The sequence below is a fragment of the Oxalobacteraceae sp. CFBP 8761 genome, from assembly GCA_014841595.1.
GTDB lineage: Bacteria > Pseudomonadota > Gammaproteobacteria > Burkholderiales > Burkholderiaceae_D > Telluria.
This window is the reverse complement of record JACYUE010000001.1, coordinates 201107-215612: the sequence shown is the minus strand read 5'-3', so window position 1 is coordinate 215612 and position 14506 is coordinate 201107. Positions and strand designations below refer to the sequence as shown.

At 62.0% G+C, this 14506-nt stretch carries 15 protein-coding genes; 7 read left to right on the top strand and 8 right to left on the bottom strand.

Going from position 1 to position 14506, the window contains the following annotated elements; all coding sequences use genetic code 11:
- The first annotated feature begins 107 nt into the window (after positions 1–107).
- From IFU00_00965 to IFU00_00955, 3 genes are read left to right on the top strand one after another with little or no spacing between them, the layout of a single operon-like run.
- Positions 108–302, top strand: a complete 195-nt coding sequence (locus IFU00_00965) for a zinc-finger domain-containing protein (protein MBD8540847.1) — start codon at positions 108–110, stop codon at positions 300–302.
- Between the two features lie 47 nt (positions 303–349).
- Positions 350–1333: an alpha/beta fold hydrolase gene (locus IFU00_00960; GenBank protein ID MBD8540846.1), complete on the top strand. Its 984-nt coding sequence runs from the start codon at positions 350–352 to the stop codon at positions 1331–1333.
- 4 nt (positions 1334–1337) lie between these two features.
- Complete coding sequence (locus IFU00_00955) at positions 1338–1925, top strand: DUF2946 family protein (GenBank protein ID MBD8540845.1); 588 nt, start codon at positions 1338–1340, stop codon at positions 1923–1925.
- 15 nt (positions 1926–1940) lie between these two features.
- Here IFU00_00955 and IFU00_00950 read toward each other — a convergent pair whose 3' ends face one another.
- Positions 1941–3479 carry a M48 family metallopeptidase gene (locus IFU00_00950; GenBank protein ID MBD8540844.1) on the bottom strand — a complete coding sequence of 513 codons (1539 nt, stop codon included), beginning with the start codon at positions 3477–3479 and terminating at the stop codon, positions 1941–1943.
- A 124-nt stretch (positions 3480–3603) separates the two neighbouring features.
- Between IFU00_00950 and moaC the strand changes: the two genes are divergently transcribed.
- Positions 3604–4110 (top strand): cyclic pyranopterin monophosphate synthase MoaC, encoded by a 507-nt coding sequence (gene moaC / locus IFU00_00945; GenBank protein ID MBD8540843.1) that lies wholly within the window; start codon positions 3604–3606, stop codon positions 4108–4110.
- 1 nt (position 4111) lies between these two features.
- On the opposite strand, the gene IFU00_00940 is transcribed toward moaC, so the two are convergent.
- The gene (locus IFU00_00940; protein ID MBD8540842.1) at positions 4112–5080 is read right to left on the bottom strand and encodes a MerR family transcriptional regulator; all 969 of its coding nucleotides are present in this window, start codon (positions 5078–5080) and stop codon (positions 4112–4114) included.
- 132 nt (positions 5081–5212) lie between these two features.
- Between IFU00_00940 and IFU00_00935 the strand changes: the two genes are divergently transcribed.
- Complete coding sequence (locus IFU00_00935) at positions 5213–5668, top strand: fasciclin domain-containing protein (GenBank protein ID MBD8540841.1); 456 nt, start codon at positions 5213–5215, stop codon at positions 5666–5668.
- 156 nt (positions 5669–5824) lie between these two features.
- Positions 5825–7891, top strand: coding sequence for a S9 family peptidase (locus IFU00_00930; protein ID MBD8540840.1), 2067 nt, complete (start codon positions 5825–5827; stop codon positions 7889–7891).
- Between the two features lie 55 nt (positions 7892–7946).
- On the opposite strand, the gene IFU00_00925 is transcribed toward IFU00_00930, so the two are convergent.
- From IFU00_00925 to recA, 6 genes are all read right to left on the bottom strand, one after another.
- A complete protein-coding gene (locus tag IFU00_00925; protein MBD8540839.1) occupies positions 7947–8447 on the bottom strand; it encodes a pilin in 501 nt (166 codons plus the stop codon).
- Between the two features lie 305 nt (positions 8448–8752).
- A complete protein-coding gene (gene sucD, locus IFU00_00920; GenBank protein MBD8540838.1) occupies positions 8753–9634 on the bottom strand; it encodes a succinate--CoA ligase subunit alpha in 882 nt (293 codons plus the stop codon).
- A gap of 19 nt (positions 9635–9653) precedes the next feature.
- A complete protein-coding gene (gene sucC, locus IFU00_00915; GenBank protein ID MBD8540837.1) occupies positions 9654–10823 on the bottom strand; it encodes an ADP-forming succinate--CoA ligase subunit beta in 1170 nt (389 codons plus the stop codon).
- A 66-nt stretch (positions 10824–10889) separates the two neighbouring features.
- On the bottom strand, positions 10890–11453 hold the full coding sequence (locus IFU00_00910; GenBank protein MBD8540836.1) for a DUF2889 domain-containing protein: 564 nt from the start codon (positions 11451–11453) through the stop codon (positions 10890–10892).
- Between the two features lie 440 nt (positions 11454–11893).
- Positions 11894–12358, bottom strand: coding sequence for a recombination regulator RecX (gene recX, locus IFU00_00905; GenBank protein ID MBD8540835.1), 465 nt, complete (start codon positions 12356–12358; stop codon positions 11894–11896).
- Between the two features lie 74 nt (positions 12359–12432).
- Complete coding sequence (gene recA / locus IFU00_00900) at positions 12433–13506, bottom strand: recombinase RecA (GenBank protein ID MBD8540834.1); 1074 nt, start codon at positions 13504–13506, stop codon at positions 12433–12435.
- 221 nt (positions 13507–13727) lie between these two features.
- Between recA and IFU00_00895 the strand changes: the two genes are divergently transcribed.
- Positions 13728–14468, top strand: a complete 741-nt coding sequence (locus IFU00_00895; protein ID MBD8540833.1) for a response regulator transcription factor — start codon at positions 13728–13730, stop codon at positions 14466–14468.
- Positions 14469–14506: the final 38 nt, after the last annotated feature.

Below are 14506 nucleotides of genomic sequence, written 5' to 3'. Positions count from 1 at the left end.
GGGCACTTGGGCTCAATATGTTGAGCGCATTATTTTACGGTCATTTCGACAATAGAGCGAATCCGTTAGAATCCTGTCTTTGCCCACCTGCCAGACGGAGACACCAGATGACCCAAAAGACGATGCCAATCGTGGAACTCACGGCGAAAGACCTGCCGGCGCACTGCCCGAACCCGGCCATGCCGCTGTGGTCGTCGCACCCGCGCGTCTTCCTCGATTTCGACCACCATGGCGAGGCGAAATGCCCGTACTGCGGTACTGGCTACCGCCTGGCGCCGGGCACAGTGCTCAAGAACCACTGATCTTTCGGGGCGTACGCGACTGCGCGCGCCCCTATCCTCACTTCTTCATGCCCTACCGCGCACCACGCTGGCTGCCTGGCGGCCATCTCCAGACCATCTACCCGGCGACCTGCATCGCCAAGCCGCCCGTTGCCTACCGCCGCGAGCGCTGGACGAGTGCGGACGGCGATTTCGTCGATCTCGATTTTGTCGACGGCCAGCCGGGCCAGCCGCTGGTGGTGCTGTTTCATGGCCTGGAAGGCTCGTCGGACAGCCATTACGCACGTGCATTGATGGCGGCGCTGGCCGCACGCGCCTGGTCGGGCGTGGTGCCGCATTTTCGCGGCTGCTCGGGCGAGCCGAACCTGGCGCCCCGCTTCTATCACTCGGGCGACGCCGCGGAAGTCGAGTGGATCGTGCGCTCATTGCGCGCGCGCCATGACGGCGTGTTCTACGCGGCCGGCGTGTCGCTGGGCGGCAACGCGCTGCTGCGCTGGCTGGGCGAATCGGGCCATGGCGCATCGATCGTCGATGCGGCGTGCGCGGTCTCGGCCCCACTCGACCTGGCGCGCGGCGGCGCGGCGCTGTCGTCGGGCTTCAACATGATTTACACCCGGATGTTCCTGCAGACGCTCAAGCCCAAGTGCCTGGCCAAGCTCGACCAGTTTCCGGGCCTGTTCGACCGCGCAGCGCTGCTCGCCGCGCGCGACCTGTACGCCTTCGACAATGTGGTGACCGCACCGCTGCACGGCTACCGCGACACCGACGACTACTGGCACCGCGCCAGCGCGCGCCACGTGCTGGACGCGATCACCGTGCCGACGCTCGTGCTCAATGCACGCAACGATCCGTTCCTGCCAGGGATGTATTTGCCGACGACGGCATCGGCTGCGGTGACGCTCGAGTATCCGGCCACGGGCGGGCACGTGGGCTTTCCGACCGGGCCGTTTCCGGGGCGGATCGACTGGCTGGCGCAGCGCATCCTGCAGCATTTCGATGGCGTGTCGGGCACCCGCGCGCTGACCGGCGCCGAACTGTGCGATGCTGGCTGACACTATGGACGATATCGTAAAACAGGCAATGGCCAAGTGGCCAAACGTACCGCACTGCTACGGCTGGCTCGCACTCGATGCGCGCGGCCACTGGCGCATGCGCGACGAAGCGACCCAGCAGGCCGGCTTGCCCGGCGACCGGCTCGAGAACGAGAAACTGGTGGGGTTCATCAACCGCAACTACCTGCACGACGAGCGGGGCAACTGGTATTTCCAGAATGGCCCGCAGCGCGTGTACGTGAATCTGGAGGCCGCGCCGTTCATCGCACGCACCGATCCGCAGCAGGGTTTGCTATTGCAAACCGGGCAGGCGCTGACGGCTGTCGAGCACGTGTTCCTGAGCGATGCCGGCGCCGTGCTGTTTGCGGCCGGCGAAGTCGTGGCGCAGCTCGATGACCGCGATGTGGCGCAGGTGCTGGGCCAGTTCACACTGGATGGCCGCAGCGCTTCGGACGAGGCCGTGATGGCGTGGCTGGGCGGAGGCGCTGGCACGCTGGCGTTGCCGTGGCAGGGCAAGGTGTTCACTGTGGAACGGGTAGCGGACGCCGACTTGGCGCAGCGGTTCGGGTTCAACAGGATGCCGGCGCCCTGACCCTGACCCTGACCGTCAATCGTCCTTCTCTTCCTTGTCCTTCTTTTGCTGCGCCTCGAGTTCGCGGGCGCGCGCATCGATCACGGCCTGGTCATAGAACGATGCGTCGCGCGCCTTGCGCGCCAGCTCCAGCTGCGCCATCGCGGCCGGCGTGGCGCCGGCCAGCACGTACGATTCGGCCAGCGCCATATGCTGCAAAGCGATCTTGCCCTGCTTTGCATAGGCCTTGGCCAACAGATCCTGCAGCTTGTATTCCTCGCGGTATTGCTGCGACTGGTCACGCAGAAAGCGCGTGGCCTCGTCGAGTTTGCCCGTGGCGATCATGGCGTCGGCATACTGGTGCGCCAGCGAGCGCGATAGCGGAAAACGCGCGTGCATCGTCTCGGCTTCTTTCACGGCCTCGGCCAGCACCGCCGCCGGCTGGCCCGGCGCCATCTTGATCTCGATCGCCAGACCGGCATACATCGTCGCGCCATCGCCGACGTTTGACGCCACCGACAGCACGCCTTCGCGTGGCTTCATCGTCTCGCGCGACTTGTCGAGCCAGCTCTGCGCATCGGCCAGGTTGCCCTGCTTGAGCGCCAGGTAGGCCAGGCCATACTGCGCGCCGGCCTGTTGATGGCGGTGCGTTTCCCTGAGCTGCGTGTTGAACGCGCTGCGCGTATTGCGCTGGCCCTGCTCGCTTGGCTCCTGCAGCACCCGGATGCGCGCGCGCACCAGGTGAAAGTCGAGACTGTCGACGCGCTGCTTCTTGGGCATCTCGCGGATGCGCGCCTGCATGTCGCTGATGCGCTCCTGGGTCAGCGGGTGGCTGCTCAGGTTACTCAAACCTGTCGGCAGTTCGCCATACAACTTCGACGCATTTTGCAGGCGCCGGAAAAACGCGACGATGCCGGTAGTGTCGTAGCCGCCTGCCTCCATGATCTGGAAGCCCACGCGGTCGGCCTCGCGCTCGGCGTCGCGGCTGAAGTTGAGCTGGCGCTGGACCACCAGGCCCTGGCCGCCCATCAGCACGCCCATCGCCGCATCCGAGCCGGCCTTGGCGGCCAGCGCCGCCAGGATCATCGACGCCAGCGGCAGCAGGATATCCTGGCGCTGCTGGCCCAGCATGCGCGCGATGTGGCGCTGCGTGACGTGGCCGATCTCGTGCGCCACGACGCCGGCCAGTTCGGATTCGGTCTGGGCTGCGATGACCAGGCCCGAGTGCGCACCGATGAAACCGCCCGGCAGCGCGAACGCGTTCAGCGCCGCATCGCGCACGGCAAAGAAGTGAAAATCGGCATTGGTTTCGCCGCGCGCGCCGGGCGCTGCAGCCACGAGGCCATTGCCAAAGTTGTTCAGGTATTCGGAGATCGGTTCGTCGTCGAGGTAATCGCGGTCGCGCCGGATGTCGCGCATGATCTCTTCGCCAAGCTTGCGCTCAACGACCGGCGACAGGTCGACGCGCGCGGTGTCGCCCAGCGTCGGCAAGTGGATATGGTCGGGGCGCTGGAGCGGATCGGACTGGGCGGCCACGGCAAACGCTGCCGTCGTGCACAGGGCAACGGCGGTCAGGACGGGGCGCCAGCGGCGCACGGATGCTGGTCGGACGACAGATTTCACGGTGCTATCATAACCGTATCCGCATGCACCCTGCTGCTCCCAGAACACTTTGTTACCCAACGATACCAAGCCATTCATGACGCCCTCCACCCCGACCGCAGACCATCTGACCCACTTCGACGCCACCGGCCAGGCCCATATGGTCGATGTCGGCGCCAAACAGGACACGCACCGCATCGCAGTGGCCGCCGGCACCATCCGCATGCAGCCGGCCACGCTGGCCCTGATCACGTCGGGCAGCGCGAAAAAAGGCGATGTGATCGGCATCGCGCGCATCGCCGCGATCATGGCCTCCAAGCGCACGAGCGACCTGGTGCCGCTGTGTCACCCATTGCCGATCACGCGCGTGGCGGTCGATTTCGAGATCGATGCGGCGGCCAACAGCGTCCATTGCCGGGCGCAGGTGGACACCATCGGCAAGACCGGCGTCGAGATGGAAGCGCTGACTGCCGTGCAGGTGGGCCTGCTGACCGTGTACGACATGTGCAAGGCAGTCGACCGCGGCATGGTGATGACCAATGTGCGGGTGCTGGAAAAGCACGGCGGCAAGAGCGGAGACTGGACTGCCGCCATCGACGCTTGACTCAGTTAAGGGCTTTCGGCAACGGCAACCCTTCCGTGATGGCCAGATGCTCCAGCGCATCTTCCATCACGACGCGCGCGCGGCCTGCCGCCATCTTCAGCCGCGCATGCAGCGCCTCATCACCCGGATTGCGGTGGGCACACTGGTCGCTGTAGCGCTCGAAGCTGGAAATCATCATCAGGATCTCGGACAAGTGCCGGGGACATTCGCAATCGAGGCGAATGCCAGCCGCCGTCATGATGTTGCCCAACGATTCCTCATCGAAGCGGGGCGGCGCCACGGGCGGCAGCGGCTGCTCCTGCAGCGGCGGACGGTGGCCGGTCAGCGCCGACTGGCACAGCAGCGCCAGTTCGGACAAGTCTGCCGGAATGCGCGCCACCAGGCAGCCTTGGGCGCGCAGGGCACGAATCGTGGCACTGGAACAAAAGCGGTACAGCACCACGACGGCTGCAACGCCGCTGGCCTCGCGCGCGGCGGCAATCGGCGCCAGGCCGGTATCGTCGAGTTCGGACTGTTCGATTACCAGCACATCAGCCCCGACATCGCGCGGCAACCCCGGCGCCTGTGCCAGGGTGGCGCAATGACCGCGCACGTCCAGCCCCAGTGCAGCCTGGCCGGTGGCAGCGATCCGGCGCGACAGCATGGCGCCGACCAGCAGTACGCGCGCCGGAGAGGTGGCAATCGCCCTCGCCTGGCCATCCAGGCCCAGCATCGATTGCAGCTGTTCACGGTTCAAGCCGGCCAGCACCCCGATCGAATGGCCCTGGTCGACCAGTTGCTTGAGCAGGCCAAGGCGCGCGACCTGTTCGGCGGAATACAGACGCTGGCCGCGCTCAGAACGCTGCGCATCCGATAAACTGTAACGGCGCTCCCACACCCGCAGGGTTTCTACAGGCAATCCGGCCAGGCGCGCAGCAGCACCGGTCCGGTACATGATCGGTTCATGATGGGTTCTTAATGAGTTTTCCATGATTTTCGTCCCTTGATTGAACCTTTATTATGCTACAGAAACGGTGCACACGTTAGACAAGTTGTAAAAAGAGGATTACATTGGAATCAACGCGGTTCACAACGAACTGCAATAACCACATGGAGTCATACGATGAAAAAATTTCTGATCGCACTGCCACTCGCCTTCGCCTTCGGCGCCGCCAACGCAGCAGATATCGTTGATACCGCCAAATCGGCTGGCACGTTCAATACGCTGGTCACGGCTGTCCAGGCTGCCGGCCTGACCGACACCCTGAAAGGTCCGGGCCCGTTCACCGTGTTCGCACCAACCGATGCCGCATTTGCCAAGATTCCAAAAGCCAAACTCGACGCACTGCTGAAAGACAAGGCCGCGCTGACCAAGGTGCTGACGTACCACGTGGTGCCAGGCACCGTGAAGGCAGCCGACGTCAAGCCAGGTGACGTCAAGACCGTCGAAGGCAGCGCCTTCAAGGTCAAGGTCGCCGGCGGCAAAGTCATGGTCGACAAGGCCACTGTCACCAAGACCGACATCGTCGCCGACAACGGCGTGATCCACGTCATCGACACGGTCATCATGCCAAAATAATCACAAACTTCCTGTGCGCTAAGGAACGTTAAAGCGCCCCCGCTGCCCGGCATTGCCGGATAGCGGGGGCGTTGTCGTATCGGCTGGCGTGGCGCGCGTGGTACATTCCCGGCTTGCCTGCGGCACCCGGCCGCGGGACTGATCGACGAGGATGGCATGAAATTTCGTTTGATGACGGTGGCAGCGGCGACCCTGGCCGCCACCACCGCAATGGCCGCGCCGCGCGGCTTCACCGTGGAAGACCTGGTCAATATGGAACGGGTCGGTAGCCCGGCCGTATCGCCCGACGCCACGCGCGTGATTTACACTGTGCGCAGCACCGACATGGAAAAGAACCGCGGCAACACCCAACTCTGGATGATCGACCTGCGCGCCGCCAAGCCGACGCCGCAGCGCCTGACCGACCATGCGTCGAGCAGCGCCGATCCGGAATGGTCGCCGTCGGGCGACGCTGTGTATTTCCTGTCCGCGCGTTCGGGCTCGTCGCAGGTATGGCGCCAGCCGGTAGCCGGCGGCGCGCCTGTCAAGGTGACCGATCTGCCGCTGGACGTCGACAACTTCCGCGTCGCACCCACGGGCGACCGCCTGGCGTTCAGCCTGGCGGTATTCCGCGACTGTGCCGACCTGGCCTGCACCAAGGCCCGGCTCGACGCGAAAGAAAAAGAAAAGGCCACCGGCAAGGTGTATGACCGCCTGTTCGCGCGCCACTGGGATACCTGGAACGACCACCGCAATGCAGTGCTGTTCTCGGCGCCGATCGGCGCAGCAGGCGCGATTACCGGCGAGCCGGTCAGCCTCTCGGGCTCGCTCGACGGCGACGTGCCCTCCAAACCGTTCGGTGACCGCGAAGAATACCGCTTCAGCCCGGACGGCAAGACGGTCGTGTTCTCGGCCCGCATCGCCGGCAAGACCGAAGCCTGGTCGACCAACTTCGACCTGTACAGCGTGCCCGCGGCAGGCGGCACCGCGCCGCGCAACCTGACAGCGGACAATCCGGCCTGGGACACCAAGGGCACGTTCTCACCCGATGGCCGCACCCTGGCTTACCTGGCGATGGCGCGCCCTGGCTTCGAGGCCGACCGCTACCAGATCATGCTGATGGATGTGGCAACCGGCACCAAGCGCCCGCTTGCAGCCAACTGGGACCGTTCGGCTGGCAGCCTGGTCTGGCGCGCCGATGGCAAGGCGCTGATCGTCGATGCAGAAGACATCGGCCAGCACCGCCTCTTCTCCATCGACGTGGCCGGCGGCAAGGTCACCCCGCTGACCGACACGGGCGCCGTGGGCGCGTTCGATCTGCGTCGCGATACGCTGGTCTATACCCATGCGAACCTGTCCGCTGGTGCGCAGTTGTTCTCGATGAAGCTGGGCGCAAAGCCAAAGCAGCTGACCACGTTGAATACCGAGCTGTTGAAGGATGTACGCTGGGGCGAGGCCGAACAGTTCTCGTTCGCCGGCGCCAATGGCGACACTGTCTACGGTTACGTGATGAAGCCGTGGAATGCGCAGCCGGGCCAGAAATATCCAGTCGCGTTCATCGTCCACGGCGGGCCGCAAGGCAGCTTCGGCAACAGCTGGAGCTACCGCTGGAATCCGCAGACCTATGCCGGCGCAGGTTACGCGGCCGTGTTCATCGACTTCCACGGTTCGACCGGCTACGGCCAGAAGTTCACCGACTCGATCAGCAACGACTGGGGCGGCAAGCCACTGGTCGACCTGCAAAAAGGCTACGACGCCGCGGTGAAGAAGTTCCCATGGCTGGACCGCTCACGCGACTGCGCACTGGGCGCGTCGTACGGCGGCTACATGATGAACTGGATCGCCGGTAACTGGTCGGATGAGTTCAAGTGCATCGTCAATCACGACGGCGTGTTCGACACACGCGGCATGGCGTACTCGACCGAGGAGCAGTGGTTCACGGATTGGGAAAACGGCGGGCCGTACTACAAGGTGCCGGAGAACCATGAGCGCTTCAATCCGGTTCATCACGTGAATAAGTGGAAGACGCCGATGCTAGTGATCCAGGGTGATCTGGACTTCCGGATTCCGACGGCGCAGGCACTGGGGACGTTCACGGCGCTGCAGCGTCAGGGGGTCGAGAGCAAGCTGCTGGTGTTCCCGGATGAGAATCACTGGGTGCTCAAGCCGGCCAATTCGGTGCAGTGGCATCACACCGTGAATGGGTGGTTGGATCGGTTCTTGAAGGCGCAGCCAGCGAAGTAAAGCTGCAATAAAAAAAGCCCGCTGGGAAGCGGGCTTTTTGATGCTCTACCGGGAATTACGGGTTAGGAGTCGGGGTGGTGGTGGATGCTGCTACTGGATTATTTTTCGTGATGGCTTCTTCAGCAACGTCATTGTCGAAATCGGTCGGGGTATTCGTCCAGACGAGATTTGCTGCGTTCGCGCCAGTCGATGGCGCCATCGTGATAACACCACCATCGACGCCGGTACCGATGCCGGTACCCAGAGTCACAACGATCTGTCCGGCAGTCGTCTCTACACTAGCGATTTCCTTGGTCGTGAAGGTCGCTGGGATGCCATTTTCGTCGCTATTGCAGTTGTCCAGAACACCGCCGTTTTCTTGCGCGCATACGCCGACTGCGGTCTTGACAGCCGAAACCGAAGAGAGCACCGAAGCGATTTTTGCTTTGATGGTGTAGTTGCTGTACTGTGGAATTGCAACAGCAGCCAGAATACCGATAATTGCCACGACAATCATCAGTTCGATCAGGGTAAAGCCGCCTTCGGCTTTTTTGCTTGGCATTTGCTTGAAGTTCATTTTAAATCTCCAGGTGGGTATTTCAAAAAAGTGGACCTACGTATCTTGTGCTGCTCACTGCTACGCTTTCTTATATGCAAGCGCTGTGCCAGCCCAAAAATGGCGTAAAACGGTCGATTTTATGAACAACAAACCAACAAAATCCTGTTCCAGCACAAAAAACGGCACCTCGGATGACAAAATTTGTCAGTACCCTACAGCAATTTTTGTCACACGCGACGCGTATCAACAAAAAGTGGCGCACCAAATGGAAAACGGGGAGCTCGCGCTCCCCGTTTTAGCTTTCGATCACTAGATCGTCAGAATTACAGCATTGCCTTCAGCAGACGCGCCATTTCCGACGGGTTCTTGGTGACGGTGATGCCGCAGGCTTCCATGATTTCCAGCTTGGCTTGCGCGGTATCCGCACCGCCCGAGATCAGCGCGCCGGCGTGGCCCATGCGCTTGCCTGGTGGCGCGGTGACGCCAGCGATGAAGCCGACGACTGGCTTCTTCATGTTGTCCTTGATCCAGTAAGCCGCGTTGGCTTCGTCAGGACCACCGATTTCGCCGATCATGATGACCGCGTCGGTATCAGGATCGTCGTTGAACATCTGCATGACGTCGATGTGCTTCAGACCGTTGATCGGGTCACCACCGATGCCGACTGCCGACGACTGGCCCAGGCCCAGTGCGGTCAGCTGTGCAACTGCTTCATACGTCAGGGTACCCGAACGCGAGACGACGCCGATGCGGCCCTTGCGGTGGATGTGACCTGGCATGATGCCGATCTTGATTTCGTCAGGGGTAATCAGGCCTGGGCAGTTAGGGCCCAGCAGCAGGGTCTTGGAACCTGCTTTAGCCATACGGTCCTTGATTTCCATCATGTCACGGACTGGAATGCCTTCGGTGATGCAAATTGCCAGATCCAGCTCGGCTTCGACGGCTTCCCAGATTGCAGCGGCTGCGCCTGCTGGTGGGACATAGATGACCGACACGTTGGCGCCGGTTTCTTTTTTCGCTTCAGCAACGGTTGCGAAAATCGGGATGCCTTCGAAATCTTCGCCGGCTTTCTTCGGGTTCACGCCAGCAACGAACGCTTCCTTGCCGTTTGCGTACTCGCGGCACATGCGGGTGTGGAACTGACCGGTCTTGCCGGTGATGCCCTGGGTGACTACTTTGGTATCTTTGTTGATCAGAATCGACATTTTTTTATTTCCTTAGCAATTAGGCTTGACCGGCAGCAGCGGCGACGACCGACTTGGCTGCGTCTTCCATCGTGTCTGCGGCGATGATTGGCAGGCCCGATTCGGCCAGCATCTTCTTGCCCAAGTCTTCGTTGGTGCCCTTCATGCGCACGACCAGCGGCACTTGCAGCGAAACGGCTTTCGATGCAGCGATCACGCCTTCGGCGATGACGTCGCAACGCATGATGCCGCCGAAGATGTTGACCAGGATGGCTTTCAGGTCAGGGTTCTTCAGCATGATCTTGAACGCTTCGGTCACTTTCTCAGCCGTGGCGCCACCGCCGACGTCGAGGAAGTTGGCTGGCTCGCCGCCGAACAGCTTGATGGTATCCATGGTTGCCATGGCCAGGCCGGCGCCGTTCACCAGGCAGCCGATGTTGCCGTCGAGCGAGATGTAGGCCAGGTCGAATTTCGATGCTTCGACTTCCGCTGGATCTTCTTCGTCCAGATCGCGGTAAGCGACGATTTCAGGACGGCGATACAGTGCGTTCGCGTCGAAGTTGAATTTGGCGTCCAGGGCGATGATCTTGCCGCTGCCGGTAACGATCAGCGGGTTGATTTCGGCCAGCGATGCATCGGTTTCCCAGTAGGCTTTGTACAGGCCCTGCAGGTTCGCGCGTGCGTCGGCGATCGAGCCGGCTGGCACACCGATCTTGGCGGCGACGTCGTCAGCCTGCTCATCGGTCAGGCCGACTTTTGGGTCGATCACGACGTTGTGGATTTTTTCCGGGTTGCTGTGCGCGACTTCTTCGATGTCCATGCCGCCTTCCGACGAGGCCATCAGCACGACTTTCTGGCTGACGCGGTCGGTGACGAGCGAGACATACAGTTCTTGTTTGATGTCGGCGCCTTCTTCGACCATCAGGCGACGGACTTTCTGGCCTTCCGGGCTGGTCTGGTGCGTGATCAGCTGCATGCCCATGATCTGGTCAGCGTATTCCTTGACCTGCTCGAGCGATTTGGCGACCTTGACGCCGCCGCCCTTGCCGCGGCCACCAGCGTGGATCTGTGCCTTGACGACCCAGACCGGACCACCCAGTTCTTCAGCAGCTTTGACAGCCTCTTCGACCGACATGCACGGAATGCCGCGCGGAACGGTCACCCCGAATTTTCGGAGGATTTCTTTGCCCTGATACTCATGGATCTTCATGCTGGCTTCCCTTCTATCTATTACTGAATTAGAAACGGTTGAACTACAAAAAAAACAAACGACGACTTAACCCGCCACGGCCTTGATGGACCAGCGCGGGTAATATTTGGCCACGGCGGGGCCGTCGCTGCGCAGGGCATGGCAACGGTCGAGCTCAAATGGACGGTCGGATGACGTGACGCCTTGCCCGCCTGGGGCATCGACGGTGTCGTCAGCAAAGGCTTGCAGCGCTGCAGTGGGCAGCACCTGGGCCAGTTCGGTCAGATGGGTGCAGCCGAGCACGCCGGACAGGCGGTCTTTCAGATGCAACCGGAAATGGTTCACGAGCGAGAGCCCGATCAACTTCTTGTAGGCAGGGCCGATGGTATCGCAAAAGCCCGGATACGGGACGGCATCGGATGCGGCTTCGGCATCGACGATGTTCAGGTCGCGGTCGATCGTGACGCGCAGCTTCAGGTCGTGCACTGGCGTGCCGCCGGGCCGTTCGCCGGAAGCAAGTTCAACAGTACGCGCTTTCACATCGCGGATGCTGGCATCAAGATCCCACATGCCATCGTCGCGCGCATAGGCATCGACTGTGATGGCGCGCGTATGCCGGAGCGAGCGCGATACGGGAAGAGACAAAGGCATAAATACCAGTGCCGTCGAGACGGCGGTTAGTGATGCAGCCGGTGTGCTAGTGCACGTCACCGCAGCTTCTGCGGCAACAACCGCTCATGCGGCGCTGCTTAAACCCGTAAAGTTTATCACAGCGTCCCGCCCGGTGCATCGCTAAAAGGGGACATCACGGCCAGCGTCGACGGAGATACCCGGACTTGGCAGGCGCTTGACAGCGTGTTTGACGCATATGGTATGCGCATGAAGAACAGCCGGTAGTAGTTGCCATTCATGCCATGAATGGGAGATATGGGATTTTTTTCTGATTACTCCCGACGTAGAAAAGCGCCAGCGTGCAGCGCCATCGCCCGTTGAGGAATATGCGTTCGCATATCGGGGATGACGCTCCACGCTGACGCCTGAGGCAGCATCGAGTTGTACCTTGTGACTGCAAGCCATCACGAGAGCATTAATTAGTCGGGAAACTCGTCGTCGTCGGGCGCGCCCTGCATCGCTGCACGCGCCGCGCGCTGGGAAAACCCCCGCTGCAGCAGGAACCGCATCTGCTTGGCGCGCGCCGCTGCATCCTCAGCGACCGTGCCAAATTTGCGTTGCCAGACTTCGACCGCACGCGCGGTCTCGCTGTCGGACAGCCCGGCCTTGATGTCGACCAGGGCCTCGCCCGTTAATCCATGACTTTGCAATTCGGCCATCACACGACTGTCGCCATAACGGCTCGCTTTACGGTTGACCAGGGATTCGGCAAAGCGCTCCTGTGACAACCAATTGTTTTTTTCAAGGAAATCGAGCAGGGCATCGACGTCATCGCCCTCTTCCGCATACTTGGACAGCTTGCGGCGCAATTCGAAGCGGCTGTGTTCGCGCTGCGACAGATAGCGCAGCGCGCGGCCCTTGAGACTGAGTACGGGTGCTCGCATGGGTAACGTCAGCCCATCAGCATGGCGCCGGGCGGCGGTGGCAAGCTGCTGCCACCGCGCCCTGCGCCGGCTGATTATTCACCAACCGCCTGCAGCTTCGGTTTGTCGTCACCACCGATCGTCGGTGGCAGCTCACGCACACCCAAGGCGGTACGGACCTTGTTTTCGATCTCACGCGCCAGGGCTGGACGGTCACGCAGGAACTGACGCGCGTTGTCTTTACCCTGACCGATACGCTCGCCGTTGTAGCTGTACCACGAGCCCGACTTCTCGACGATTTTGTTATCTGCGCCGAGATCCAGAATTTCGCCTTCACGGGATGTGCCTTCTCCATAAAGAATGTCGAAGTGCGCTTCCTTGAATGGCGGGGCGATCTTGTTCTTGACGACCTTGACCTTGGTTTCGTTACCGATCACCTCGTCACCCGACTTGATCGAGCCGGTACGACGGATGTCCAGGCGCACCGACGCGTAGAACTTCAGCGCGTTACCACCGGTGGTGGTCTCAGGGCTGCCGAACATGACGCCGATCTTCATGCGGATCTGGTTGATGAAAATGACCAGCGTATTGGTGCGGTTGATCGAGCCGGTGAGCTTGCGCAGCGCTTGCGACATCAGACGTGCCTGCAGACCGGGCAGCGAGTCACCCATGTCGCCTTCGATTTCGGCGCGTGGCGTCAGGGCCGCGACCGAGTCGATGACGACCAGGTCGACACTGCCCGAGCGCACCAGCGCGTCGGTGATTTCAAGCGCCTGCTCGCCGGTATCCGGCTGCGAGATCAGCAGCTCGCTCAGGTTGATGCCCAGCTTTTGCGCGTAGGTGACGTCGAGTGCGTGCTCGGCGTCGATGAACGCGCAGGTGCCCCCCAGCTTTTGCATCTGGGCGATGGTTTGCAGCGTCAGGGTGGTTTTACCCGACGATTCAGGACCGTAGATCTCGACGATACGGCCGCGCGGCAGGCCGCCAACGCCCAGCGCGATGTCCAGGCCCAGCGAGCCGGTGGAAACCGTTTGTACTTCTTCGACCGGCGTGTTCGCATCCATGCGCATCACCGAGCCCTTGCCGAACTGCTTTTCAATCTGCGCCAGGGCGGCAGCCAGCGCCTTGCCCTTATCAGCGGCGTTCAATGCGGTTTTTTTGTCGTCCATGGTGTACTTTCTGTCGTGGAGTAGGCAAGGTGTGGGCGGTCACGCGCACTTCAAGAGCCAGTACTGTATAAAAATCCAGTGGTTTTTGCAAGCGAAAAGACGTGGTTATCTTACCAACAATCGCTCGGGACTCGCATTGTGGCGGTAAATCCAACACAATGAGAACCGGTTCGATCACGCGTGTTCGATGAACAAGCGACAACGTCAATAAGAGGTGCCCCATGCGAATTCTGCTCGCCGAAGATGATAGCGTACTTGCCGATGGCCTGACGCGCTCCCTGCGCCAGTCCGGCTATGCCATCGATTGTGTCAAGAACGGCCAGGATGCCGATACCGCCCTGTCCACGCAGGAGTTCGATCTGCTCATTCTCGACCTGGGCCTGCCGAAGATGTCCGGGCTCGAAGTGCTGCGCCGCCTGCGCGCCCGCGCCTCGCTGCTGCCTGTATTGATCCTGACTGCGGCCGACTCGGTCGAGCAGCGCGTCGAGGGTCTCGACCTGGGCGCCGACGACTACATGGCCAAGCCGTTCGCGCTGTCCGAGCTCGAAGCGCGCGTGCGGGCACTGACCCGGCGCGGCGCCGGCGGCGGCGCAGCGGTCGTGCGCCATGGCCCGCTGGTCTATGACCAGGTCGGCCGCAGCGCCTACATCAACGACCAGATGCTCGATCTGTCGGCGCGCGAGCTGGGCCTGCTCGAAGTGCTGCTGGCGCGCACCGGGCGCCTCGTCTCCAAGGAGCAACTGGTCGACCACCTGTGCGAATGGGGCGAAGAAGTCTCCAACAACGCCATCGAGGTGTATGTGCACCGCCTGCGCAAGAAGATCGAGGTCGGCGGCGTGCGCATTGCCACCGTGCGCGGCCTGGGCTATTGCCTCGAGAAATTCTCCGAGGCCAGCGCAGCCGCAGCAGCCGCTGCGGCTGCGAACGACGCCCGTATCGCCACCTCCGCTGCCGACAAGTGAACGCCGGCTTCACGCCCGAGCCCACGCAGCAGCAGCAG

Coding starts and splice junctions, on each gene's coding strand:
- recA (MBD8540834.1), bottom strand. CDS start 13,506: ATGGACGACAAAAAAACCGCATTGAACGCCGCTGATAAGGGCAAGGCG.
- sucD (MBD8540838.1), bottom strand. CDS start 9,634: ATGTCGATTCTGATCAACAAAGATACCAAAGTAGTCACCCAGGGCATC.
- IFU00_00955 (MBD8540845.1), top strand. CDS start 1,338: ATGGACGATATCGTAAAACAGGCAATGGCCAAGTGGCCAAACGTACCG.
- IFU00_00910 (MBD8540836.1), bottom strand. CDS start 11,453: ATGCCTTTGTCTCTTCCCGTATCGCGCTCGCTCCGGCATACGCGCGCC.
- moaC (MBD8540843.1), top strand. CDS start 3,604: ATGACGCCCTCCACCCCGACCGCAGACCATCTGACCCACTTCGACGCC.
- sucC (MBD8540837.1), bottom strand. CDS start 10,823: ATGAAGATCCATGAGTATCAGGGCAAAGAAATCCTCCGAAAATTCGGG.
- IFU00_00925 (MBD8540839.1), bottom strand. CDS start 8,447: ATGAACTTCAAGCAAATGCCAAGCAAAAAAGCCGAAGGCGGCTTTACC.
- IFU00_00930 (MBD8540840.1), top strand. CDS start 5,825: ATGAAATTTCGTTTGATGACGGTGGCAGCGGCGACCCTGGCCGCCACC.
- IFU00_00960 (MBD8540846.1), top strand. CDS start 350: ATGCCCTACCGCGCACCACGCTGGCTGCCTGGCGGCCATCTCCAGACC.
- IFU00_00940 (MBD8540842.1), bottom strand. CDS start 5,080: ATGGAAAACTCATTAAGAACCCATCATGAACCGATCATGTACCGGACC.
- IFU00_00895 (MBD8540833.1), top strand. CDS start 13,728: ATGCGAATTCTGCTCGCCGAAGATGATAGCGTACTTGCCGATGGCCTG.
- IFU00_00965 (MBD8540847.1), top strand. CDS start 108: ATGACCCAAAAGACGATGCCAATCGTGGAACTCACGGCGAAAGACCTG.
- IFU00_00935 (MBD8540841.1), top strand. CDS start 5,213: ATGAAAAAATTTCTGATCGCACTGCCACTCGCCTTCGCCTTCGGCGCC.
- recX (MBD8540835.1), bottom strand. CDS start 12,358: ATGCGAGCACCCGTACTCAGTCTCAAGGGCCGCGCGCTGCGCTATCTG.